The 22,970-nt window shown below is 51.9% G+C and carries 21 protein-coding genes; all 21 read right to left on the bottom strand.

Annotated elements, in window-relative coordinates; translation table 11 throughout:
* Positions 1-28 precede the first annotated feature (28 nt).
* The 21 genes from D3P07_RS03585 to D3P07_RS03685 all read right to left on the bottom strand — a co-directional run bounded on the left by D3P07_RS03585 (position 29) and on the right by D3P07_RS03685 (position 22,963).
* Positions 29-931 carry a glycosyltransferase family 2 protein gene (locus tag D3P07_RS03585; protein ID WP_119798699.1) on the bottom strand — a complete coding sequence of 301 codons (903 nt, stop codon included), beginning with the start codon at positions 929-931 and terminating at the stop codon, positions 29-31.
* Positions 932-949: 18 nt separating this feature from the next.
* A complete protein-coding gene (locus D3P07_RS03590) occupies positions 950-2,077 on the bottom strand; it encodes a glycosyltransferase family 1 protein (protein WP_119798700.1) in 1,128 nt (375 codons plus the stop codon).
* Entirely contained in the window at positions 1,986-3,155 is a 1,170-nt protein-coding gene (locus tag D3P07_RS03595) for a glycosyltransferase family 2 protein (protein ID WP_119798701.1), read from the bottom strand. Before D3P07_RS03595 ends, D3P07_RS03590 begins: the two co-directional genes overlap by 92 nt.
* Positions 3,118-4,281: a glycosyltransferase family 4 protein gene (locus tag D3P07_RS03600; RefSeq protein ID WP_119798702.1), complete on the bottom strand. Its 1,164-nt coding sequence runs from the start codon at positions 4,279-4,281 to the stop codon at positions 3,118-3,120. The genes D3P07_RS03595 and D3P07_RS03600 overlap by 38 nt, the downstream gene beginning before the upstream one ends.
* Complete coding sequence (gene galU / locus D3P07_RS03605; RefSeq protein WP_119798974.1) at positions 4,271-5,158, bottom strand: UTP--glucose-1-phosphate uridylyltransferase GalU; 888 nt, start codon at positions 5,156-5,158, stop codon at positions 4,271-4,273. Before galU ends, D3P07_RS03600 begins: the two co-directional genes overlap by 11 nt.
* A 50-nt stretch (positions 5,159-5,208) precedes the next feature.
* Positions 5,209-7,035: a polysaccharide biosynthesis protein gene (locus tag D3P07_RS03610; RefSeq protein ID WP_119798703.1), complete on the bottom strand. Its 1,827-nt coding sequence runs from the start codon at positions 7,033-7,035 to the stop codon at positions 5,209-5,211.
* A gap of 95 nt (positions 7,036-7,130) precedes the next feature.
* A complete protein-coding gene (locus D3P07_RS03615; RefSeq protein WP_182914160.1) occupies positions 7,131-7,799 on the bottom strand; it encodes a CpsD/CapB family tyrosine-protein kinase in 669 nt (222 codons plus the stop codon).
* Positions 7,789-8,520 (bottom strand): YveK family protein, encoded by a 732-nt coding sequence (locus D3P07_RS03620; protein ID WP_119798705.1) that lies wholly within the window; start codon positions 8,518-8,520, stop codon positions 7,789-7,791. Before D3P07_RS03620 ends, D3P07_RS03615 begins: the two co-directional genes overlap by 11 nt.
* Positions 8,521-8,624: 104 nt before the next feature.
* Positions 8,625-9,038 carry a helix-turn-helix domain-containing protein gene (locus tag D3P07_RS03625; protein ID WP_119798706.1) on the bottom strand — a complete coding sequence of 138 codons (414 nt, stop codon included), beginning with the start codon at positions 9,036-9,038 and terminating at the stop codon, positions 8,625-8,627.
* A 543-nt stretch (positions 9,039-9,581) separates the two neighbouring features.
* Positions 9,582-9,989 carry a VOC family protein gene (locus D3P07_RS03630; RefSeq protein ID WP_182914161.1) on the bottom strand — a complete coding sequence of 136 codons (408 nt, stop codon included), beginning with the start codon at positions 9,987-9,989 and terminating at the stop codon, positions 9,582-9,584.
* Positions 9,990-10,015: 26 nt separating this feature from the next.
* A complete protein-coding gene (locus D3P07_RS03635) occupies positions 10,016-11,002 on the bottom strand; it encodes a zinc-binding dehydrogenase (RefSeq protein ID WP_182914162.1) in 987 nt (328 codons plus the stop codon).
* Positions 11,003-11,057: 55 nt separating this feature from the next.
* The gene (locus D3P07_RS03640) at positions 11,058-11,852 is read right to left on the bottom strand and encodes a sugar phosphate isomerase/epimerase family protein (protein WP_119798709.1); all 795 of its coding nucleotides are present in this window, start codon (positions 11,850-11,852) and stop codon (positions 11,058-11,060) included.
* Between the two features lie 24 nt (positions 11,853-11,876).
* Entirely contained in the window at positions 11,877-12,524 is a 648-nt protein-coding gene (locus D3P07_RS03645) for a ThuA domain-containing protein (RefSeq protein ID WP_119798710.1), read from the bottom strand.
* Between the two features lie 80 nt (positions 12,525-12,604).
* Positions 12,605-14,194: a response regulator gene (locus tag D3P07_RS03650; RefSeq protein ID WP_182914163.1), complete on the bottom strand. Its 1,590-nt coding sequence runs from the start codon at positions 14,192-14,194 to the stop codon at positions 12,605-12,607.
* Positions 14,169-16,031 carry a sensor histidine kinase gene (locus tag D3P07_RS03655; protein WP_182914164.1) on the bottom strand — a complete coding sequence of 621 codons (1,863 nt, stop codon included), beginning with the start codon at positions 16,029-16,031 and terminating at the stop codon, positions 14,169-14,171. The genes D3P07_RS03650 and D3P07_RS03655 overlap by 26 nt, the downstream gene beginning before the upstream one ends.
* Positions 16,032-16,179: 148 nt before the next feature.
* Positions 16,180-17,805, bottom strand: a complete 1,626-nt coding sequence (locus tag D3P07_RS03660) for an extracellular solute-binding protein (protein WP_119798713.1) — start codon at positions 17,803-17,805, stop codon at positions 16,180-16,182.
* 77 nt (positions 17,806-17,882) lie between these two features.
* Positions 17,883-18,758, bottom strand: a complete 876-nt coding sequence (locus D3P07_RS03665; protein WP_119798714.1) for a carbohydrate ABC transporter permease — start codon at positions 18,756-18,758, stop codon at positions 17,883-17,885.
* Positions 18,759-18,772: 14 nt separating this feature from the next.
* On the bottom strand, positions 18,773-19,741 hold the full coding sequence (locus D3P07_RS03670; RefSeq protein ID WP_119798715.1) for an ABC transporter permease: 969 nt from the start codon (positions 19,739-19,741) through the stop codon (positions 18,773-18,775).
* A gap of 697 nt (positions 19,742-20,438) precedes the next feature.
* Positions 20,439-21,305, bottom strand: a complete 867-nt coding sequence (locus D3P07_RS03675) for a 5'-3' exonuclease (RefSeq protein WP_259391325.1) — start codon at positions 21,303-21,305, stop codon at positions 20,439-20,441.
* Positions 21,306-21,362: 57 nt separating this feature from the next.
* Complete coding sequence (locus D3P07_RS03680; RefSeq protein ID WP_119798976.1) at positions 21,363-22,595, bottom strand: aminotransferase class I/II-fold pyridoxal phosphate-dependent enzyme; 1,233 nt, start codon at positions 22,593-22,595, stop codon at positions 21,363-21,365.
* Positions 22,592-22,963, bottom strand: a complete 372-nt coding sequence (locus D3P07_RS03685; RefSeq protein ID WP_119798716.1) for an arsenate reductase family protein — start codon at positions 22,961-22,963, stop codon at positions 22,592-22,594. The genes D3P07_RS03680 and D3P07_RS03685 overlap by 4 nt, the downstream gene beginning before the upstream one ends.
* Positions 22,964-22,970 lie beyond the last annotated feature (7 nt).

The following is a 22,970-nucleotide window of genomic DNA, read 5'->3' on the forward strand; positions in this document are numbered from 1 at the left end:
TGTTCCCTCCAGGCTTATGCGATAAGCGTCATCCGTTCTTCATGACTGTGCTTCGTTTCGTCCGGTTCAAATAGACATACAGCGCTACACCGAGCGGCACGGCAAGCAGCGTCGTCCATCGCCGCGGCGATTCGGACAGAAACCGACGGTTGCGCAGAATGAGATTGCTGGATACATAATGAACGGCTTCCCGAAATCGGTCCTTATACGTCACAGCATATTGCATGGCGGTTTTGCGGAAGAAAGAGAAGCCGCGCGGATTGCGCAAATATTGCTTCAGAATGTTCATGCTGGAGCCGTCTGTCCGGTATTCGACGATGCAGACAACCTCATTCATCAAGAGAAGGGGCTGCTGCTGATCGATCAAAATATACTTGTAGGACAGCGGACAATACTTCTCGCCTTCGAATACCGGATAAGGAGGGCAGCCGCTTGTCAGTGCCGAGCGATAAATGAGCTTCTTGTCTCCCTTCACCCCATGCCTGGCATACAGCTCCGACTGGGTGGCGCTCTGAAGGCCGGCGGGCAGCCTAGTGCCGATAACCGCTCCGTCCGGCGAGGCGTCGAGGGCCGCGATGCCGGCGTATCGTTCGCTCCCGTGCCGCTTCCAGAACGACAAGATGGCCTCGATCGCATGATCGGTCATATAGTCGTCCGAATCGATGCAGACGTTCAGCTCCGTCCGGATATGCTCGTATGCCGTATTGTGGGCGCCATGCATGCCCTGATTCTCTTGGTAGATATATGCAATGGGGAAATCCGCTTCCCGCTGCCAGCCCTCCACCAACCCGGCGGTGCCGTCGGTCGACCCGTCATCGATGATGAGCCATATAAAATCCTTGCTGGTCTGGCGCAGCAGGCTTTCGTAGCAAAGATGCAGCGTATAGGCGCGATTGAAAGTGGGTGTAAAAACAGTTATTAAAGGTTCCATCCGTAATTCCGCTCCTTCTTATTGCGATGATGCCGCAGCGGTCTCAAGCTGCTGCCGGTAGAAGGCACCCAGCCATTCTGCCATGGCCGCTGCGTCATAGCCGCGCTCCCTGAGCATGGCCCTCGTATCGGCATGCTCATACGATGCGCTCAGAATGGCGCTGCTCCACTCGTCAGGAGACTGGTCCAGCGAGAGGAATGTTACCCTGTTCGTCACATCCGTCTCCTTCGTAATGCGGTCGGATACGATGCAGGTAAGTCCCGCAGCCTGCGCCTCTACCAGGACGACGGGCAGTCCTTCGAATAAGGAAGGGAACAGGAACAGGTCCATCCCTTGCAGCAGCCGTGCAACATCCTCGCGTACGCCCAGAAACCGGATGGACTGCGACAAGCCCCTTCGCTCGGCTTCCCGCTCGATAGCGGGACGCAGGTATCCGTCTCCCGCAAGCACCAGCAGCGCGTCCTTTCTGCGCCGATGGAGCGATTCAAATATATCGAGCAGAAACTTGTGATTCTTCTGTTCGTTGAATCGTCCGATATGCCCGATGACAAGCGAGTCACCCGCATTCAACTCGGCTCTGACTTCCGCTCTCGTCCCCTCGTCGAAGCGGAAGTCCTCCGTATTAACGGCGTTGTTCAACACCGTTACCGCTTGCCCGCCGGTCGGCTTCTTGCCATAAAGCCATTCGCCTGCTCTGGCCGAACAAGCAAAATAGTGGCTCGGATTGCCTCTGATCGCCGCTCTCGCATAGAGACGGAACGGATATTTGTAATCCAGCGCCAGGTCGCTCAAGTGGCTATGAATGATGCGGCACGGCACACCGGCTTTTTTGGCCGCGCGTATAGCGAAGCCGCTATTCTCATTCATGTGGGCATGGACAACCTTATATTCCTTGTGCCGAGCGAAGAAGGCGTCCAGCTCCTTGAAGTAGCGGCGGTAATTGCCCGGCTTGATCGGGGGCATGCGGAAAATGCTGCCGCCGAGCGAGATAATTTCCTTGTCGTAATGGCCTTCCTCCGTCCGGTGTACGAGGAAATCAAACTGAATGCCGTTTTTACTCATTTGCCGGTAATAGTTCATGAGCATCGTTTCCAGTCCGCCCCGGTTCATGATGGTCACGACCTGCAGGATGCGAATCGGCTCCACGGATGTTCCTCCCTTTCTTTTTCGTTCGTAACAGCTCAATGCCGTTCAGCATGAAGTACAGCGGCAAAGCTAGCCTCAGCCTCGCTGCAGTGAAAAACAACTTCCATACAAGCGGTGAGGCCGACGCATCGAATTCAGCCAGCGCCGCCTTCATCCTCGGCTGCGACAGCAGCCCCTTAATCTGATCCAGCTTTCCCTTCAAGGACGCCGGGTTGGAGTGGCTAATAATATTCAGGCCCAGTCCCATTACATTCAGCGCAACCCGATTGCTCAACGCCTTGCGGTATTCAGCGTCATTTGGGCAGTCGCCGAAGGCTTCCTCCAGCTTCTCGTATTGCACGAGAAACCGCTTCAAGTGATCTGGCTTGTGGCGGGTCGTAATGGAGTCCTCGTTCGCTCGCCAATAATGGTAATAAGGCCGGTTCAAGAAGAGGAAGGAGCTGGCCTTGCGGAATGCCGCCACGTTGAACAGCGTATCTTCGTTGCTCCCGATTACGGATAAGTCCTCGAATGCGATCCCGCTCTCCTTCAGCAGCTCCGACCGGTACAGCTTCGACCATACCGTCCCCCAGGCATCCAGATGCTCCGGCGACGCCGTCTCCGCTCCGATCGGCCCAATGAGCCGGCGGGTCATGCCCGACTGTACCTCATCACCCCGAAGGAACGTCATATCCGGCAGCGGGAACGGCTTGGGATTGGCGTGCGTACCGAATTCCCGCGTATAGGCGCACATGACGATATCCGCATTATGCTCCAGTGCAGCGGCATGCATCTCGCCGTACATCTCGCGATCCACCCAATCGTCCGGATCGACAAAGCCAATATATTCGCCGCGGCAAGACGCCAATCCCAGATTGCGGGCGGCAGCCACTCCTCTATTCACGGAATCGATAATTTGAACTCGCGTATCGGCCGCAGCGTAACGCTTCAGTACGGCCAGACTGCCGTCCGTCGATCCGTCGTTAACCGTAATAATCTCGAAGAGCGGATACGTCTGTGCCAGCAGACTGTCCAGACATCTGGGGAGGTAAGCCTCCATGTTATATATAGGAACGACGATACTGATAATGGGCTTCATCTTTGGCCTCCATCATTGGCTTATAGAGCTCCTTCAGCTCCTCCAGCACACGCTCAAGCGAATAAGCCTTCACCCGCGCCCGGCCGTGCTCGCCCATGCGAAGACGCGTATCGCGGAATCGGAACAGTAGGAGCAGTCGGCTTGCGAATTCGTCCGGCTCATTCGGCTCTACGATAAATCCGCTTTTGCCCTCCATCACCAATTCCCCATGACCGCGATTCCGTGTGGCGACGACGGGCAAACCGCAGGCCATCGCTTCCATAATATTGACAGGCAGCCCTTCCCGAAGACTGGAGGCGACGGCTACGTCGCACATGGGAAGGAGCTGGCTCAGATCGTTCCGATAGCCGAGAAAATCAACCTGGGGCGCGATGCCCAACTGAACGGCAAGCGAACGGCATTCGTCAAGCATGGGTCCCTCACCGGCCAGCAGCAGCCGCGCGCTGGGCACACTGTCCTTCATCTTCGACATGGCGCGCAGCAGCAGCTCATGATTTTTGTTGGTATTGAATTCCGCAGCATAGATCATCAGGAAGTGATGCGGCGTATAGTTAAAGCGGTCCCTCATCGCTCGCTTCTCCTCCGGCGGAAGCGGAGCGAATCGCCCCGTATGCACACCGACCCCGTGCACATGGTGAACACGTCCCGCGCGGAAGCGGCTGTCGATGGCGCGCCGGTAATCTTCATGATTAATCGTAATAAGACTGTCTGTCATAGCCGCAAGCAGCTTCTCGACCGGATAATAGAGAAGCCAGCTCGATAGCGGAGCTCCCTTATGAAAGTGAAAGCCATGTGCGGTGTAGATGATTTTGGCGCCCCGCTTCCGGGCGCCCCGCGCAGCAATCCGGGCCAAAGCCCCTCCGACCGGCGTATGGGAATGAATGATGTCATACCCTTCCGTGTCGATGATGTGTTTCAATTCCCGGTACGCCTTCACGTTCTCAGCTTTCATAGGGGCGCGATGGATCGGTATATTGAACTTGCGGTCCACATGCGGAATGTCCAGCTCTCCGCGAGCCGCAATATGAACCTCCCAGCCCATCTTGCGAAACCATTCCAAAACCGGCAGATGAAAGGCTTTGAAATGATAGTCCACCGTCGCGCAAAACAGGATTTTAGGACTCATACGGCGCCGTTTCCCGCTGCAGCGTACGCGTCAAATAGTCGAGCAAGTCATAGCGAAGATCGTCTCTCTGCAGGGCAAATTCGATGGTCGTCTGGATGAAGCCCATCTTCTCGCCGACATCGTAACGCTTGCCTTCAAATTCATAGGCGAATACCGCCCTTGAACGGTTAAGCGTCCCAATCGCATCCGTCAGTTGAATCTCGCCGCCTGAGCCAGGTTCCTGGCGGCCTAAGATATCGAAGATTTCAGGCGTTAGAATATATCTGCCCATAATCGCCATATCGGAAGGCGCCTCATCGCGCGCCGGCTTCTCAACGAGATGGTTAATGCGGTGAAAGGATGGCTCCATGACCATGCCGTCTACTATGCCATACCGGGATACCGCTTCCTCAGGTACCCGCTGCACACCGATAACGGAAGAGCCGTATTGCTCGTATTTTTCGATCATTTGCTTCAAACACGGCTTCTCTGCCGATATGATGTCATCGCCCAGCAAGACGGCGAACGGCTCGTCGCCAATGAATTTGCGGGCGCACCAGATGGCGTGGCCGAGACCCCTCGGTTCCTTTTGACGGATGTAGTGAATGTCGACCATGTCGGAGGACTTGCGCACTTCCTGCAAGAGCTCAAATTTGCTTTTGGCGGTCAAGATCTGCTCAAGCTCCATGGAATTGTCAAAGTGGTCCTCAATGGCTCTCTTGCCTTTGCCCGTCACGATAATAATGTCTTCAATGCCGGACTCGATCGCTTCTTCCACGATGTATTGAATCGTCGGCTTATCGACGATCGGAAGCATTTCCTTCGGCATCGCTTTGGTCGCCGGGAGAAATCTCGTGCCCAGTCCTGCAGCCGGTATAATTGCTTTTCTTACCTTCATCGCTATTCCCCGCTTCTCTACCAAATTAATGAAACCTCTCGTTCCTTCCCTTACCCGGATACCGTCGCCAGCTTCTTGACGTCTACCAATGCAGGATTGGCCATATCCAGCAGCCGCGTCTTCAGCTCTGCCTGATTCATAGCAGGGAAGTCCGCAATGAGCTGCTCAATTTCTTCATATAAAATAGCGGAAGCTTTGCCGATGTAAATTTTGGGATGCACCTGCTGCTCCATCACCTCATCGTCCTTCAGCATCTCCTCGAACAGCTTCTCCCCCGGCCGAATGCCGGTATATTCAATGCCAATCTCGTCGACCGAAAAGCCCGACATACGGATGACGTTTGCGGCCAGCTGCGTAATGTTCACCGGCTCGCCCATGTCGAGCACGAAGATTTCGCCGCCCTTTGCCAGAGCTCCCGCTTGAATAACCAGTCGCGACGCTTCCGGAATCGTCATAAAGTAACGCACCATATCGGGATGAGTAACGGTCACCGGTCCGCCTTTGGCAATCTGCTTCTTGAAGAGCGGAATGACACTGCCTCTGCTGCCCAGCACGTTGCCGAACCGGACGGCTACAAACTTCGTATAGCTGATCCGGTCCATATGCTGAATAATCATCTCGGCCACCCGTTTCGTTGAGCCCATGACGCTGGTCGGGTTTACGGCTTTGTCCGTCGAGATCATAACAAATGTCTCGACGCGGCTTTTGCTTGCGGCTTTTGCCGTATTCAGCGTGCCTAACACATTGTTTTTGAACGCTTCCTCGGGGTTCCGTTCCATTAGCGGTACATGCTTATGGGCTGCCGCATGATAGACGACATGAGGCCGATGAGCCATCATGACCGCCATCATCTTTTCGGCATCCTGAAGATCCGCAATTTCAGTATAAAATTTGATGCTCGTATCCTTGAACGTTTCCTTCAGCTCCATCTCAATCGCATAGATGCTGTTCTCCCCGTGTCCGAGCAGCACCAGCTTCTCCGGCAGAAACCGCGAGATTTGGCGGCATACCTCCGAGCCGATCGATCCGCCCGCTCCAGTGACGAGCACAACCCTCTGAGTCACATATTCCGATATACTCTCGATATCCAGCTCCACAGGCTCGCGTCCCAGCAAATCCTCCACCTGCACGTCGCGGAATTGGGTCACGGAGATTCGGCCCGTCGCAAGATCCTCCAGCATTGGGATCATTTGCGTCTTGGCGCTCGTCTTGGCGCACTCCGTATAGATGTGATAGAGCTCCTTTTTATGCATTGAAGGAATCGCAAGAACGATATTGTCGATCTCCAGCTTCTTCGCGACGCTTACGATATCCGCGATGTTGCCGGCTACCGGAAGGCCCATAATATCGAGCATCTGCTTCTTGGCGTCATCGTCAACGAATGCAACGGGAAGCAGCTCGGTATCCGGATTGTTCATCAGCTGGCGCGCCAGCATCGTCCCGGCGGAGCCCGCGCCGACGATTAAGGTCCGCTTGCGCTTGCCGCTTTGCTTATTGAAGCCACCCCGAATCATCCGCCATCCGAGTCTGGAGCCGCCGATGAGCAGAATATGAATCATCCAGGCTACGGCGAGCCACTTCAGCTGTAGCGTTCCGTATACGACAGCTTGCGCAACAGCAGTCAACAGGAAGGATAAGCCCACCGCCTTGGCCATGATCACCAGTTCGCCCACACTGGCATACTCCCAAGCCTTCTTGTAAAGCTTGAAATACAGGAAAAATCCATGATGCAGCACGAGAAGAGTGCCCGTCAGGAAATAGATGCTGGTGCCTGCGGCGGAATTCGGCTCCAGAAGCCAGCGGCTAACGGCCAGTGCCGTAATTACGATTCCTGAATCAAGCAGCACAAGAAGCGAAAGCCTACTTCGATAAGTCATGACATGCTCATCCTTTCTCCTTGCATGGTAACGAACGTTTTTTGTGCTTTATAAAGAACATTTTGGCCGAAAAAAAGACGTTATCCGATGAGTCATCATCTAACGTTCTTTTTGTTTAAAATCGCCCCTATAATATTCGCTCCTGCAAAGGATAGAGATTGTTTCGCTTCAAGGGCCTTGCCATGTGTCGTCTTGCCGCAATGCAGCAGCAATACGACCCCGTCGCACTTGTTGACCAGCGCATTCGTATCGGGTGCCGACAATACCGGCGGACAATCGAATACAATGCGGTCATAATGCTGGACGGCTTTCTCCATTAATTCCTTCATGCGGTGTGAATCCAGCAAATCTGCAGAATTACCTTGCGACAATCCGCTTGTCAGCAGGTCCATGCCTTCGACTTCCGTCTCTTGCACAGCTTCGTCGAATGCGAGCTGCTGAGCCAGCACGCTTGAGAGGCCCGGCGATATTTGCGTATTAAATATTTTATGAAGGACCGGATTGCGGAAGTTCACGTCGATGAGCAGCACACGCTCCCCCCGCTGCGCCATGCTGACCGCCAGGTTGATGGCTGCCGTCGACTTGCCGTCTCCCTCCTCAGGCGATGTTACAAGCAGCGTTCGAATCTGCGCTCCCTCTGCCGCGTATTGAATGTTGTTGCGGATCGTCCGGTATTGCTCCGCTATTCTGTGGGAGGGATTCAAATAAGCGATCAAACTGCGGTTTACAACTCTTTTAGCTATTTTTGCCCGTTCACGAACCAATCGTCTCACTCCTAATTATCGCTTGCTTTGTCTTTTTTGTATGTATACGCGCATGACCGCTCTTGATTTTGGATATCTGACCCAGCATATTGATGCCAAGGGTGCTTTCGATATCATGCTCCGTCCGGATCGAATCGTCCAGCGATTCCAGCAAGAACGCTAGGCTCAAGCTTAAGATCAGTCCGACGACAAACGCCACATAAACGATCGTGTTGCTCTTCTCGTTAATAGGGGACGGCTCCGGCACCGCCGATGTCAGCAGACGGATGCTGCTAATGCCGAGTGTCTCCGCGGCTACGCTTCGATACACCGTCACAACGGCGTTCGCGATATCAGCCGCCCGATCCGGATTGGTATCCGCTACGGATATAACCGTAATGAGCGATTGCTCCACGCTGTCTACCCGGATTTGGCTCCGCAGCTGCCCGGCTGTGGCATTCAATCCCAAATCCTCAATGACCTGATCCAGCACAATCGGTTCGCGTACAAGCGCCCTGACCGTAGACATCATATCATTGGTCGCCGCAATCATGACCCGCGAGGACGAAGAGTAGACGTTAGGCTCCGACTGGGAATTATACATTATTCCAAGGACTGTGATGGCGCCAGTCAGCAGCACGATTAGCAATAGCTTGTTCTTGATCGTACTGAAGAGCTTGCGCAAGTCGATTTCTTTGCCGCTTGCCGGCACAAAACGTTCTTTCACACGATTCGTTTCCATTCATACACCCGCTTATTGTGTTAGTTATAATGAACACTAACACAAGTTTAGTTCTTTATATAGAACATGTCAACAGTAAAATGGTTTATTTTTCGTAAAGGCGGCTAATGGTCAATATGCAAAATAATAATATTGGACTTCTTTTTACTGTCGATATCCCTGTAATCCCTGCGCTGCCCATGCTCTTCCCGCCACTTGTTCGAGCGAACCAGCTCCTTCAGTGCGCGAAAATCCCCTTTGCTCATGCCTTCGTCCACAGCGTCCCGAATGATGTCATGCCACTCTTCATCCAGCACATCGTCCACCCATACCTTCGGAGCGAGCTCCTCACCTAGCAAATACTCAATGTTCGTGTCCAAATGAAACGCGATCTTGGCCAAAACCTGAAGCGAGGGATTATTTTGCACGTTACGTTCAATATAGCTTAGATAAGATTTCGAAACTCCGGCTAGATCGGCTAGTTTCGTTATGGAGTAGCCTTTTTGTTCTCTAAGTGATTTGATCCGTTCCCCAATCATAATATTCTCCTTCAGTCAGATTAGATCCGTGCTTTTATTTGTACGCGAAGCTTATCGGGTTTCTTATAACGGACAATAACTATATTTTAGTTCTTTAAAAAGAACAGGTCAATACCTTTACAGCGCTGTCCCGCATAAAAAATCACTCATTTTATTCACTATAGCGAACATTGTCGTTCATTTTCCAATTTATTTCCAGTCTACTTTGGAGACCATTGCTGATGTAAAAACATAGAAAAAGAGGCTTTCAGTAAAAACATAAAAAAGAATGAACAGCCTCCTGACTAACAACATTTCATGGCTAAACACACAACCTGCGCAAGAAGTATTCTTCCGATCGCTGTTGTATCCAGATTCCCTCAACTAAACCTTAACGGTTGGAATCCGGATACAAAGGCGAACGCTGCCGCTTCTCCAGAATATTTCTTGCTCCGGTTGTTCCCCGCCTTGACCATTTCATAATGAAAACATGAAAAAGCGATGCCAGGATTGTTATCCCTAACATCGCCATTCTATCATTTAGGTACGGACTAACGCAGCATCCTACCGATCTTGAATGAACTCGACCAATTCTCCGCCCGGTGCTTCCACATAGCAGAATCTTAATCGGACCGTCTCGCCTGAACGGGCCGGGATATCAGAATTACGAGGCTCGCCGAGCTGTCTTGCTCCCGCTGCTACCGCGCGTCTGACCGAATCGTCTACATCCGGGGTGCGTACGGCAAGATGCTGCCACTTGCCCTCTCCGAATAATTGCTTCGTCTCGAAAATTTCCAGGAAATCACCGTCAGCGAGGTCGACCAGCACGGCATGATCCTCCGCACCATCCTTGCCCCACTCCACGACAAAACGGGCGCCCAGACCTTCCATATAGAATTGGACGGACTGCTTAATGTCATTGGTTTTCAAACAGACGTGATGAATGCCGACTTTCTTATTCGTTCTATACACGAGGCAGCGCCTCCTTAAGCTATAGTTTAGATGCAGCTCCAATCGAAGATGGCACAGGTCTTCTCCATCGTTCCGTCTGCCATGCTGCTGTAGATGTCGTCGCAGCGCTCCGGCGCCGTCACCTCGTAGATGCCTTCAACCTTGATATGACCGTCCCGAATCCACTCCATCGACTTTGCAATATTCGAGAAATTGCTGTTCGGCATAAAATCTCTGGAATGACGCGGCAACGACCATTCGAAGCCCGAGCGCAATTGGATGAAACCGTAGAAGACATTCTTGAGCAGCTCATGGGCGAACGTATCCGTTGAACGATACCATGGCACGCCAATCAGATACAGCTCCCCGCCTCTTCTCAAGTTGGCCGCCAGCGAGTAGGTGCCTTCCTCGCGGCCCGAGCACTCCATGGCCAATCCGGCCACGCCTTTCACTTCCGGCACTTCGTCCAGCGAAGCGTAGACATGACGAATCCCGCAGGCTCTGGCTGTCTCTCTGCGATTCTCGTTCGGATCGAAAGCATAGACCTCGTAGCCGCAGTGACGCATCATCTGGGCGCACATGAGACCAACAACGCCAAGCCCCGTCACCAGGACAAGCTCCGTCGGCTTGATAGAAGTATGAATCATGGACGTCATCGAGACTGCCGGGAACCGGCCCATTACCGCATGCTCCGGGTTCATCCCTTCAGGAACAAGGCTGATCTCATCGCTCTTCACCCGGTTGTACAATTGATGGGGAGCGAGAGCAAGCACACGGTCACCGACATTGACGTTCTTCACCGCACTCCCGATCTCCAGTACTTCCATCACGGCAGCGTAACCGGTCGAAACCGGGTAGACTGTACCACCGAAGTAGTCCATATATGCCCCGCGCTCTGAACCTGTCGAGATAAGCGACACGATTGTACGGCCTGCTATCTCATCCGGCTTTAGCGGCGATCGATCCATCTCGCCCTCTATCAACGCCGCTTTCCGCTTCTCTATAAATTGAATGGCATATTGCTTCTCTGTCATCGCTATCACTCCTGCCTTCCTATCTATGAACGTCTCTATCGCTTGCGATCCGCCCTTACTGTCTCTCTGCCAATACAGCTCGCAATCCTTCCAAACAACGCTCGACACCGATAAAGCCGGGATAAGCCGCCTCCGATTCATGCTCCACGATCAGCCATTCGGTTCCCGCGCGCTCGCATTGCGTTATAATTTGGCTCCAGTTGTTCTCATCCTTGATGTCGCCGATGAAGGTTTCATGACCGTCCGTACGCGAATACGGCTTGCCATGCACCAGCAGCGGTCTGCCCGGTACTGCTGCTATGACTTCCGCCGGGTCCGCTCCCGCTTCAATGCAATTGCCTGTATCCAGCTCCAGCAGAATGCTGGAATCGGTATGCTGGCATAACAAATCCCACGGCGTAACGCCGCCGAAGTCCGTGTCGAACTCATGGGCATGCGTATGATAGCCGAGACGGAAGCCCTGAGCTGCAACCTGCTGCGCAATCTCATTCATCCGCACTGCATGGCGAATCCAAACCTCTGCACGGTCTTCATGCTGTTTATGTCCGATTTCCCAAGGACCGCCCAAGGCCGGGATCACAATATTCCTTGTGCCCGCACGCCGATGGTAGTCCAAGGTCGCTTCAATTGTATCTGGCTGAAGCAGCTTCCACTCTGTATGCCAGCCGCAATTAGTAAGCGCAAGCTCCTCCAGCAGCCCTTTGATCAACTCCGGCTCATGCGTAAATTCGCCGTAGAACTCCACACCTTCGTAGCCCAGCTTCTTCACGCGGCGCAGCGTAGACTCCAAATCCTGCTGCAAATCTCTATAGACGGAATAGAGGCCCAGCGCAATCGATACATTGCTCATGCGTACACACCTCCTGTCCCCGTGTTATGAAATCAGGCCAATCGCCCAATCGGAACCGTTCCTCATTAATTGCACCATTTGCGGATCGTCCAGCGCATCTGTCGTATGGCCCGGCGTGAGCGCTACAACACGACCTTGTCCTACGCTGTGAGCCCAGCCGCCAGCCGCTGTCACATGCTTCGAGGTGCTCAGCAGCAAGACATCTGTTCTCGATGTATCTACTTGGCAGTAATAATGCTCGTCGGTTGCCGTGAACGGCTCGATGCCCCGGGTAATGGGATGGTCGAAGCTGCGCACCGGCACATTGGTTACAGGCACATGATGCGGGGAATGCTCGATAAAGCGGCCCGAATTCAGCTCCGCATAGAATGGACTGTCCTCTTCAATCAAAACAAGGCCCGCATGAACGAACAACATGCCCATGCCGGCCTTCACCCGCTCCACAATGATTCCCTGCTCCTCCACGCTCAGATTCGTCTCGCCTTCGGGACGCCCATTCGTAAACCACATCGCCAAATCCGCCTCTGCGACATGTTCCACCAGATCGCGCGCACGGTCCGTCAACACGACATTCCAGCGTTCCGCATCAAAAACCCGCTCCATCACGGGATCTATCACTTCTTTGGGATGGTTCACGTCATCGCGGATAATATATACCGTTTTCTTCGACATTGGCTCTCCTCCATCTGTATGCTTCTGCTGCCTTGCCTACATTATAGAAGAGCCTTGCCGCATGAATAAGGCTTCAGATTTCATATATGGTGCCGATTTTTCAGGTCGGCGGCGGATTGCTCCTTTTGCCTGAACTCATTAGGGGAAACGCCCTCCAGTTCTCGGAATACGCGGTGAAAATGCTTGGCGTTCTCGAAGCCGGCCCGCTCCCCGATCTCATGCACCTTCAGATTCGTGCTGGCGAGCAGCTCCTTCGCCTTGCCGATCCGGATTTTTTTCAAATAATTGACGAAGCTCTCGTTCGTATACTCTTTGAAGGCTTGGCTGAAATAGGAGTAGTTCATCGAGATGTAATTGGACACCATCGCCATATTCAGCTCGTTATAATAATTCTCGTGAATATATTGAATCGCTTTATTCATCTCGCGATTATCGTTGTGAATGTTTTTCATATTGCCCACGTATAAATCCAGCTTCTTTATCAGGGTCTCGACATGATGGTAATAGTCCTGAAAATCCCAGAAGCTATATAGATCGGCGACAGACTTGTACAGCTTCAATATTTCGACCGATTCCTCGCCGTATACATTGAATACCTGATCGAAGACAAGGTCATTGAACGCGCGGCTGATGCCTTCCATATAGGAAATATCGTATTTCATCACGATACGCAAATCGACCACTTCCTTGAACAACCCCATCACATCAGCCTCTCTATCGGTGCCTAGCATATTCGATATCTTCTTGATCGATGCGATCGGAAGCTCGTAATGGGATTCCCTTCCTTCCAGTCCCTCGTACCCAAGAGAAACAGAATGCTTGTAGAACAGCGTATACTTGAGCGCCCTCTCCGCTTGTTCGTAAGCCTCATTCACCTGTGCCAGTCGGTCCATCCATTTGCTGGCCCCCATCTTCACGCGCATCTCTACCTGCTGTTGGATCAGCTCCTCAATGGCCGAGAACAGCTCAGGATCACCCGTCAGCACAATAAGATGGCCGTGACGGTTCATGAAGCGCAAGGTCAGCGCCTCCGCCTGATTCCCCAGACGCTTCAAGACAAGGTCAAGGAAAGCAAGCTTCTGTCCTTGATCTCTGCTGCGCTGATCCGCATCGGGCCATTTGAGCAGGGCAAGCTGGTACCCTCCGTCAAGATCCGGCAGCTCCAGCTTGCCAAGCCGCTCCTCGATCTCTCCTGCCTCCAGATCAGAGCGCAGGAAGACATAATTGAACTGCGTCTCTATATGCTCCTTCATCTGCTCGGATATTTGCTTGAACTGATGAGAGATCGTCTCCTTCTTGACCAGCGTCTCCTCCAGCATCGTCAGCGCTTCAACAAGCTCCTCGCGAACGATCGGTTTAAGCAGATACATGCGTACCTCGCAACGCATCGCTTCTCTGGCATATTGGAAGTCATCATGCCCGCTTAAGATCATCACTTCCGGCTTGCCTTCCATCTCCTGCAGCTGATTGATTAGCTCGATGCCGTCCATGACAGGCATGCGAATATCGGTAATAAGCAGATCGATAGCCTGCTCCTTCAATCTCTCAAGCGCATCCGCCCCGTTCACGGCGAACGTTATGGCATAGCGACCCGGCAATTCCCGCTCAATCATCGCTTTCAGGCCGATTCTTATATTTTTTTCATCATCCACGATCAGAAGTTTCCGCATGTCCCGCATCTCCCTCGGAGAAAAGTAGTGTCGGCAGCTTGATGCTGACAGTCGTATATTGCCCCTCTACGCTTTGCACTTGAATCCCGTAATCATTGCCATAGTTCATCTTCACCCGCTGATTGACGTTACGAAGGCCAATGCCGTTGCCCTTCTCTTCCCCGGACTTGACCGCACCTTGAACCTGGCGGAAATCCGCATCGTTCAGACGGATCATATAGTTAATCCGGTTCACCCCTTCGGCGTCCATCCCTTTGCCGTTATCCATCATCTCAATCAGCATATGATCATTTGCTTCATGCACCCGAATCGACAGAACCAGCGGCAGCTCCTCGCCTCGCTCATTGGTATACAAGCCGTGCTTGATGGCGTTCTCCACCACAGGCTGCAGCGACATCTTCAATATCTCATGCTCCATATAAGCCGGCGGCACAAACAACTGGAGCGAAATTCTATCGTCGTACCGGATATTCATAATCGCGATGTAATTCTGTATATGATGAATCTCGTCGCGCAGACGGACGTAATTGCTCGTCCATTGCAGATTGTAGCGCATCATGCGGCCAAGAGAGGTCAAGGCATCCGACAGTACATATTGCCCCTCTACCTCCGCTAGCATCTTCAAATTTTCCAGTGTATTGTACATAAAATGCGAGTCGATCTGATTCTTCATCGCATTCAGCTCCGCTTCCTTGGCAGCCGCTTGCTTATTGACCGCATCCACGATCAGCGAGTTGATTTTTTTCATCAGCATCTTGAAGTGAAGCGCGATCTCGCCAATCTCACCGCCGCCACTCACATCGATGTTGACCTGCAAATCCCCGTTGCGCACTCGATTCATAGAGTTCTGCAGCATCCGCAGCCTCTTAAAAATAATTCGGCTCAACAAATACGTAATCAGCGATAAAATGAGGATCAGTACAACGCTGACCATAATCAAATTCTGCACCGTATCGCGAATCGCCTGAAGAGGCTCCTCCAGGGACACGGCGCTTATAATATAGGCGTCCAGCAGATCGATTTTTTTGAAAATCATAATATAAGGCACGCCGTTATAGGTCACTTCAAAATGAGACGCTTCCGTAGCTGCGGCAGACTTGATGCGCTGCTCCAGATCATCCAGCGGAATATTGGCCACAAAGGAAGTATTGTCATGATAAAAAAATTGCGACTTCCGATCCAGCAGCAGCAGCTTCGATTGGCGGTCCTGCTCGTCATGCTCCACCCTGGAGAAGAAATCGTCCAGATACATGTCAATCTGCACGATTCCCGCATGCTTATCCGTCCCGTAGCTAATCTGCCGAAGCAGCGACACCTTGGACTTCTCCTTCTGGAACGACTCGCTGGTCGGCAGACTCATCACGTTGCGGTCCTCCGTATCGAACTCCCACAGCTCCATCCCGTTGCGATCCTTCAGCTCTTGCATCCAGGGAACATTCGCGATCCGCTTCTCGTCCAGGAAGATCGGCCACAGCTCTTTCGTATAGGGATTATTGAAGTACATGCGGATATGCGCAATATTGGGATTATTGAATTGCAGCCGCACCAGATCCGGCAATACGTTTCGGGAGAAATCCATTAATGAGAGCGTATCCAATTCTTGCTTCAGAACGAGATAATCCAGCACCTTGTTGTCCAGCAGCATCAATTGCGCCGTGCGTTCCATCAGATCGATATTGTTGGTGATTTTGTTATACTCCACATCGAGCAAATATTGATTGGACTGAATCGTATCATGGATCGTATTGTTGTAGAAGTTGTTGGACATGTAGCTTGAAAAGATTAAAATCGGGATCAATATAATCAGGATATATGAGACAACCATCTTCGTCTGCAATCGCATATTTCCAATATAATGTGCTAGCCTGCTCCATCGCAGCCGTTGTCCCACAGATCGTCACATCCATAAAGTAGAGTAAGCAACAATACAGCAAAGCCCATATCCAGATGGGCCTTGCTGCTTGCTGCTTTAATACACACTGTTATTATTTAGTTAGTTTAGCCGCGTTCTCTTCATATTTCTTCTGCTGATACGCCACCACTTTGTCGAAACCAAGCTTCTCGCGATCCTGCAGGAAATCATTGAAGATTACATCAAAATCCTCATCCGACTTGGACAAAATCATCTTCGGCAGCGCCTTGCCCCACTGCTGGCGAATCTTCTGCGAGATGATGCCTTCCTCGGTGGTGCCTTGCGGATTCAGATTACTGAACGCAGAGAAGTTATGCGTCTTGCCTCTTGTCCAATCTTCCAGAATTGTATATTGCTCCTTCGTAGGCGGAGCCCATCTCAGCCACATGCTGTAATCGGTCATCATGAAGTAGCTGTATTGCGTGCCGTAGTCGAACTCCGTCTCGTCAATAACCTTTTGATACAGCTGGTCTTTCCCGTCAATCGTATCATACGTTACCCCTTTTTCACCAAGGGCAAAGTCCTTCTGCCCATCCTCGCTGATCATGTAAGTCAAGAACTCGATCGCTCTTTTCTTATCCTTCACATCCTTGGAGATCAGAGTGAGGCCCCAGCCGCCGATTTCCGGTCCGCTTAGCGTAGGATCTTCCAGCTTCGAATTCGACGGTCCGTCGATCGACATATAGATTCGGTTAGGATCCTTCTGGTATATGATATTTTGCTGCGAGCTCATGTCCTTCCATTGAAACAGCATCGCGAAGTAGCGCCCTTGTGCAATCTTCTCTTCCATCTGCGGTCTCTTGTCGATGAAGATGTCCTTGGACAGCAGTCCTTCGCTATTGGCTTGACGGAACGTTTTCAGCCAACTGATATATTCAGGGTCTGTCGTGCGGTCATTCAGCTTGCCGTCCACCTCTTGCGGAATCGCAAGGAAGTTCTGCAAGTAGTTTTCCAGCGCATAGTTGCCCGTGTCGGTAAATTCATGCAGACCAAGCGGAATGAGCGGCTGGCCGTCCACTTCCGGGAACTTCTCCTTCGCAAGCTTCAACGCGTTGATGAACCCTTCCGGCGTTCTCATATCCGGCTTGCCCAGCGCTTCATACATATCCTTGCGTACCATAAAGGTTTGCGTGGAGGTAAACATCGTTTCGTTCGCCTCATAATCTCTTGGAGATGACGAGTTGTTCGGATAGCCGTAGAAGTTGCCGTCCGGCTCAGCGAACCAGGAAGCCTTGGACGGGTCGATTACTTTGTAGAAGTAAGGGTCATACTGGTCAGCCAGCTCGTTCAGCGGCAATACCATCTTGCCTTCGATCAATCGCTTCACCGCGTCGTCATTAGCATCCAGCGTAATAAAGTCTGGCATCTTGCCAGAGGCGATCATCGTGTTGATTTTTTCGTTTTCGTTGCCCGCCGGAACGATTAGATTCAGGTTAACGCCTGTTTTTTTCGTAATATACTGGGATGTCGGATCGGAACCCCATTTTTTTTGGAACCAGGAGTAATTCAAATACCAGTCGAACGTAATTGGATCGGTATTGTTTTTCCAGCCCGGCGCATCTGGATTAACCGCCGTTTGCTCCGCAGACGGCTTAGGCGTCTCGCTGCTTTTGTCGCCGCCATTCGAGGCGCAGCCCGCCGCGGTCAACAGTAAGCTGATTAATGTAACTGCGGTAATGAATTTACGCATAACTGCCATGCTTGATACCCCTCTCTATGATGATTATATATGCTCTCAGCTTTGCCTGGCCAATAGCATTGCTGTGAAAGCCGACGTTATTCTTTCATGGAGCCAATCATAAAACCTTTCACAAAATATTTTTGCAGGAAAGGATACACGAAAACGATAGGCAGCGTCGCCACAACCATCGTAGCGAGCTTAACCGATTGCGATGTGACTGTCTTGGTCACACCCGTTACGGTCGATACAATCTGATTGGAGCCCGACAGCGCCACAATCCGGTATAGGAAGGTTTGGATCGGCTGCAAATTCGGATCATTCACATAGATAACGCCGGCAAAATAATCATTCCATTGATACACGCCGTGGAATAACGCGATGGTGGCGACGACCGGCATGGAGACCGGAATGATGACCCGGACGAAGATGCTGAAGTCGTTGGCGCCGTCCATCTTGGCTGCTTCCTCCAGGCCGTAAGGAATCTCTCGGAAGAAGGTCATAAAGATAATGAGATCGAAGAAGCTGAACATCGCAGGGAAAATATAGACCCAGAACGTATCAAGTAACCCCAGATCGCGAAGCAGCAAATATTGCGGAATAAGGCCGCCGCTGAAAAACATCGTGATCGTACCGACAATGAGATACAGCTTCCGGCCTACCAGCTCTCTCTGCGAAATGGCATATGCGACCATCGCCGTGAAGAACACATGGATGAAGGTGCCGAGCACCGTCTTCGCTACCGTGATGCCAAATGCGGTCATTAACCCGTCGTTTTTGAACACAGTCGTATAACTCTCCAGACTGAACACCCGGGGCAGCCAGTAGATGCCGCCGCGCATGGCGTCCGTTCCTTCATTCAACGAATTGATAAGCACATACCAGACCGGATAAAGCGTTGCGAAGCAGATCAATAACATGACCAGCGTATTAAACCAGTCGAAAAATTTTTCTGATCGTAAGCGTGTTTGCATAGTCCGTCCACCCTTTAAAATAATGATGTGTTATTGAGTCTTTTGGTGATGCTGTTCGCCGTGAGCAGCAGTATGAATGCAATGACTGACTTGACGAGCCCTACGGCTGTAGCATAAGAGTAACGGCCTTGCGAGATGCCGATCTGGTAGACATAGGTGTCGATGACGTTGCTGGCTACTTCGTTCAGCTGATTTTTGAGCACGAAGATCTGATCGAAGTTCGAATTCAAGATGCCGCTGACTGCCAGGATGAATAGGATCGTGATCGTACCTTTAATCATCGGAAGCGTAATATAGTACATCTTCTGGAAGCGTCCCGCTCCGTCAATGGTGGCTGCCTCGTACAGCTCCGGTGAAACCCCTGTAATCGCTGCCAAGTAAATGATGGCGGACCAGCCTAGCTCCTTCCATATATCCGAGCTGACGATAATCGTCCAGAAGTAACTAGGTTCAGCCAAGTAGCTGATCGGCTCATGGATGAAGCCTAGCGCCAGCAATACTTTATTTATGATGCCCACATCAGCTAGCCAGGTGGTCAGGATGCCGCCCAGAATGACCCAGGATAAGAAATGAGGCAGGTATGAGATGGTCTGAACCGCCTTCTTGAAACGGACCGATCTGAGCTCGTTCAGCATTAGCGCGAACAGGATCGGCATCGGGAAGCCGATTAACAGCTTCAGCAAGCTCATTCCGAAAGTATTTGTAATGACATAGCCGAGGCTGTCGTCTTCGAAAAACTCCTTGAAGTGATAAAGCCCGACCCAAGGCGCGGAGCTGATGGAATGAACGATGTTGTATTCCTTGAAGGCGATAATGATGCCGTATATGGGAATGTAGTGAAAAATAACCAGCCACACCATACCGGATAGCGCCATAAGCTGCAGGATCTTTTGCCTTTTCAGTTTCTTGAAGAAGAGAGCCGCCTTGTGTACGCGGGTTGCTTCATTGCCGTGTTTCTCTGGGATGGTAACCTGTGAGTCCATCGCGGCATTCCTCCGTATCTGTTCATATCTCTATTTGGTAATCCAAGTATAGAACAGGCGTAAGGGGCCTCATAAGGAGGGAGATTTCGTTTATGGTTGCAATTTTTCAGGTGAGGGGGGATGGCTGAGCGCGCACTACGCAAGAAAATATTCTTCCGATCGCTGTTGTATCCAGATTCCTTGAACAATATGTTATGGTTGGAATCCGAATACAAAGGCGAACGCTCCGCTTCTCCAGAACATTTTCTTGCTCCGTTTGCTCTCAGCCATAGAGGGGGTAAGGGAGGAAAACAACCCGAAAAAATCGTAACTAATCATTTTCGGCTGCAAAATTTCAGATAGTGTGACTTATAGCTGAAAGCGCCCACTGCGCAAGAAATATTCTTCTGATCGCTGTTGTATCCGGATTTCCTTGAACGGTTTGGTATGGTTGATATCCGGATACAAAGGCGAACGCTTACGCTTCTCCAGAACATTTTCTTGCTCCGCTTGCTCTCAGCCATGGAGGGGTTAAGGGAGGAAAACAGACCGGAAAGGACACATAATTCTCCGAGTTCTTCATTTTTTACGGCCATGGAGAAAGACAAAACAAAAAGAAACCGTTCCATCATAAAGGAACGGTTTCTTTGTGCATGCTATATGTTTCGGTTCAACAAGTGGACAGCTATTCTACTTTCCATCTCATCATCGTACCCGATTAGCTGATCAAGGCGACCAGACTCTTGAACTCAAGCTCTTCGAACTTGCTCAGCACCATATTCCGGTCGTAGCTCCAGCCGCATACACTCATATCGGTATCAAGCGGCGCGTTGCAATGAATCGTCGCAAGCTGGCGCGACAGATGCAGCATGTCGAGATCGGCTTCGATCTTCGCACGGACCGTCTTCGACACCGCATCCAGATTGGCAAGCAAGCCATCGATCGATCCATGCTCCAAAATAAGCTTATGCGCCGTCTTCTCGCCAATGCCGCGAACGCCCGGATAATTATCGCTCGTATCGCCCATAAGCCCCTTCATATCGATGATTTGCTGCGGTGTGAGCTGTCTCTCCTCCAGCAATGTCGCTGGTGTATATACCATGTAATTGCCGATGCCCTTCTTCATAATGGCAATGGATACACGATCATCCACAAGCTGAAGCATATCATGGTCACCCGTTACGACGAAGACGTCAGCTTCATGCTTGAAGCGATTCGCCAGCGTACCGATACAATCGTCCGCCTCGTAACCTACAATACCGACATTCGGCACATTAAAGCTCGCCACAACTTCCTTCACCAAGTCAAATTGCGGAATCAGGTCCTCCGGCGCGTCGGGCCGATTGGACTTGTAGCCGTCATATTGCTCCGTGCGGAACGTCTTGCTCCCCATATCCCAGCAGCAGATCACATGGGTAGGATCGAATTTATTCACCGCATCCATGAAATAACGGACGAAACCGTGTACGGCATTAACAGGCAAGCCGGAGCTTGTCCGTCTAATGCTGCCCGTAAACGATGTTGCAAAATAAGCTCTGAATAGGATCGCCATCCCGTCCACAAGCAGAAGTCTTTGTTCACCCAAACCATTCAACCCCTAACTTCGTCATAAGCATTCGCTTCTGCAAATACTTCATTACGATCATTTTATCACAAGCTCTCCACGGATAAATCGTCCAATTCGTGCCGCAGCTTCCAGCAGCCTGCTTTCGTCTTCGACAAGCGCGATACGGACATAACCCTCTCCCTCTGTGCCAAAAGCCTCACCGGGCACTACGACTACACCTGTCGCCTTCAGCATTTCCTGGGAAATGGTTCTGGAGGTCCATGCCTCTCCCCGATCCCAAGCCATCTTCGGCAGCGGTGCCCAGACGAACATTGTCGCTTTAGGCGGCTTCATGTCCCATCCTTCCGCACGCAGTGCATCCAGGAACAGATCCCGCCTGCGCTCGTACAGCTTGCCTGCCTTCGGCTGGTCAGGCGAAGCCATCGCTTCATGTAGCGCAACGGCTGCCGCCTGCTGGACCGGATAGAAGGCGCCATAATCGATATTCGCCTTCAGCTCGCGCAGCGCCCCGACCGCTTCCCGATTTCCCGTCAGGAAGCCGATTCGGCAGCCCGCCATATTGAAGCTCTTCGACATCGAATGGAACTCCACCGCTTGCTCGGCCGCGCCGGGCAGCTGCAGAATACTCGGAGGCTCATTCCCGTCGAAACCCATCTCGGAATAAGCCAAATCATGAACGACCAGCACCCCATAGATCTTGGCCTTCGCCAGCACCTTCTCGAAAAACGAAAGATCGGCTACGGCCGAAACCGGGTTGTTCGGATAGTTAAGCAGAATGAATTTGGCACGCCGCCACTCTTCCTCAGAGATCGCATCCAGATCGGGCAAATAACCGTTCTCCTCCCGCAGCGGCATCAAGATCGTCTCGACCCCGGCCAGCGCCAGCGAGCCTGCATAGATGGGATAACCCGGATTGGGCAGCAAGGCCGCATCACCAGGATCGCAGATCGACATCGCCAAATGGGCCAGCCCGTCCTGTGAGCCTAGCAGTGTGACCATTTCGCTTGCAGGATCCACAGTAACGCCGAAACGATGCTTCATCCAAGCTGCAGCCGCTTCCTTGAAGGGCATGCCGTCCTTGGTTGCCGGATACGCGTAATTGTCGCTCTGAAGTGCGGCTTCCGCAAGAGCGCGCCTGACCGACTCGGCCGGAGGCTGGTCTGGGCTGCCGATGCCAAGGTCAATGATATCCCTTCCATCCTTAGCCGCTGCCGCCTTCCATACCGCTACTTCCGAAAAGATCGAAGAGCCGAGTGCCGACAGCCGATCCGAGCGCCATGTTTTGCCGCCATTCCCTGTGTTCTTCATGCCCGGCCCCATGCCTGCTCGTATTGGTCTTCCTTGTAGCCTACGGTTACCTGCTTGCCGTCCGTCACGATAGGACGCTTGATCAGCATGCCATGCGAAGCGAGCAGCTCCAGCTTTTCATCCTCCGTCATGTCCGCCAGCTTGTCCTTCAGCCCAAGCTCGCGATACACCTCTCCAGAAGTATTGAACAATTTCTTAATGTCCAAACCGCCTACCTGGAGCAATTCCTTCAGCTCCTTGGCTGTAGGCGTATCCTCTACAATATGGCGGGTCGTGACCTCGTTTCCTTTGGCTTTCAGCGATTTGATCGCCGCTTTGCATGTACTGCATTTCGGATATTCGATAATCGTTACTTTACGTACTGACATGACTCCT

Origin of the sequence: Paenibacillus sp. 1011MAR3C5 (assembly GCF_003591485.1) — a bacterium.
In the GTDB taxonomy this organism is placed as follows: Bacteria; Bacillota; Bacilli; order Paenibacillales; family Paenibacillaceae; genus Pristimantibacillus.

Coding starts and splice junctions, on each gene's coding strand:
- D3P07_RS03600 (WP_119798702.1), bottom strand. CDS start 4,281: ATGAGTCCTAAAATCCTGTTTTGCGCGACGGTGGACTATCATTTCAAA.
- D3P07_RS03640 (WP_119798709.1), bottom strand. CDS start 11,852: ATGAGCAATGTATCGATTGCGCTGGGCCTCTATTCCGTCTATAGAGAT.
- D3P07_RS03585 (WP_119798699.1), bottom strand. CDS start 931: ATGGAACCTTTAATAACTGTTTTTACACCCACTTTCAATCGCGCCTAT.
- D3P07_RS03625 (WP_119798706.1), bottom strand. CDS start 9,038: ATGATTGGGGAACGGATCAAATCACTTAGAGAACAAAAAGGCTACTCC.
- D3P07_RS03620 (WP_119798705.1), bottom strand. CDS start 8,520: ATGGAAACGAATCGTGTGAAAGAACGTTTTGTGCCGGCAAGCGGCAAA.
- D3P07_RS03665 (WP_119798714.1), bottom strand. CDS start 18,758: ATGCAAACACGCTTACGATCAGAAAAATTTTTCGACTGGTTTAATACG.
- D3P07_RS03650 (WP_182914163.1), bottom strand. CDS start 14,194: ATGCGGAAACTTCTGATCGTGGATGATGAAAAAAATATAAGAATCGGC.
- D3P07_RS03610 (WP_119798703.1), bottom strand. CDS start 7,035: ATGACTTATCGAAGTAGGCTTTCGCTTCTTGTGCTGCTTGATTCAGGA.
- D3P07_RS03595 (WP_119798701.1), bottom strand. CDS start 3,155: ATGAAGCCCATTATCAGTATCGTCGTTCCTATATATAACATGGAGGCT.
- D3P07_RS03680 (WP_119798976.1), bottom strand. CDS start 22,595: ATGAAGAACACAGGGAATGGCGGCAAAACATGGCGCTCGGATCGGCTG.
- D3P07_RS03660 (WP_119798713.1), bottom strand. CDS start 17,805: ATGGCAGTTATGCGTAAATTCATTACCGCAGTTACATTAATCAGCTTA.
- D3P07_RS03685 (WP_119798716.1), bottom strand. CDS start 22,963: ATGTCAGTACGTAAAGTAACGATTATCGAATATCCGAAATGCAGTACA.
- D3P07_RS03635 (WP_182914162.1), bottom strand. CDS start 11,002: ATGACAGAGAAGCAATATGCCATTCAATTTATAGAGAAGCGGAAAGCG.
- D3P07_RS03645 (WP_119798710.1), bottom strand. CDS start 12,524: ATGTCGAAGAAAACGGTATATATTATCCGCGATGACGTGAACCATCCC.
- D3P07_RS03670 (WP_119798715.1), bottom strand. CDS start 19,741: ATGGACTCACAGGTTACCATCCCAGAGAAACACGGCAATGAAGCAACC.
- galU (WP_119798974.1), bottom strand. CDS start 5,158: ATGAAGGTAAGAAAAGCAATTATACCGGCTGCAGGACTGGGCACGAGA.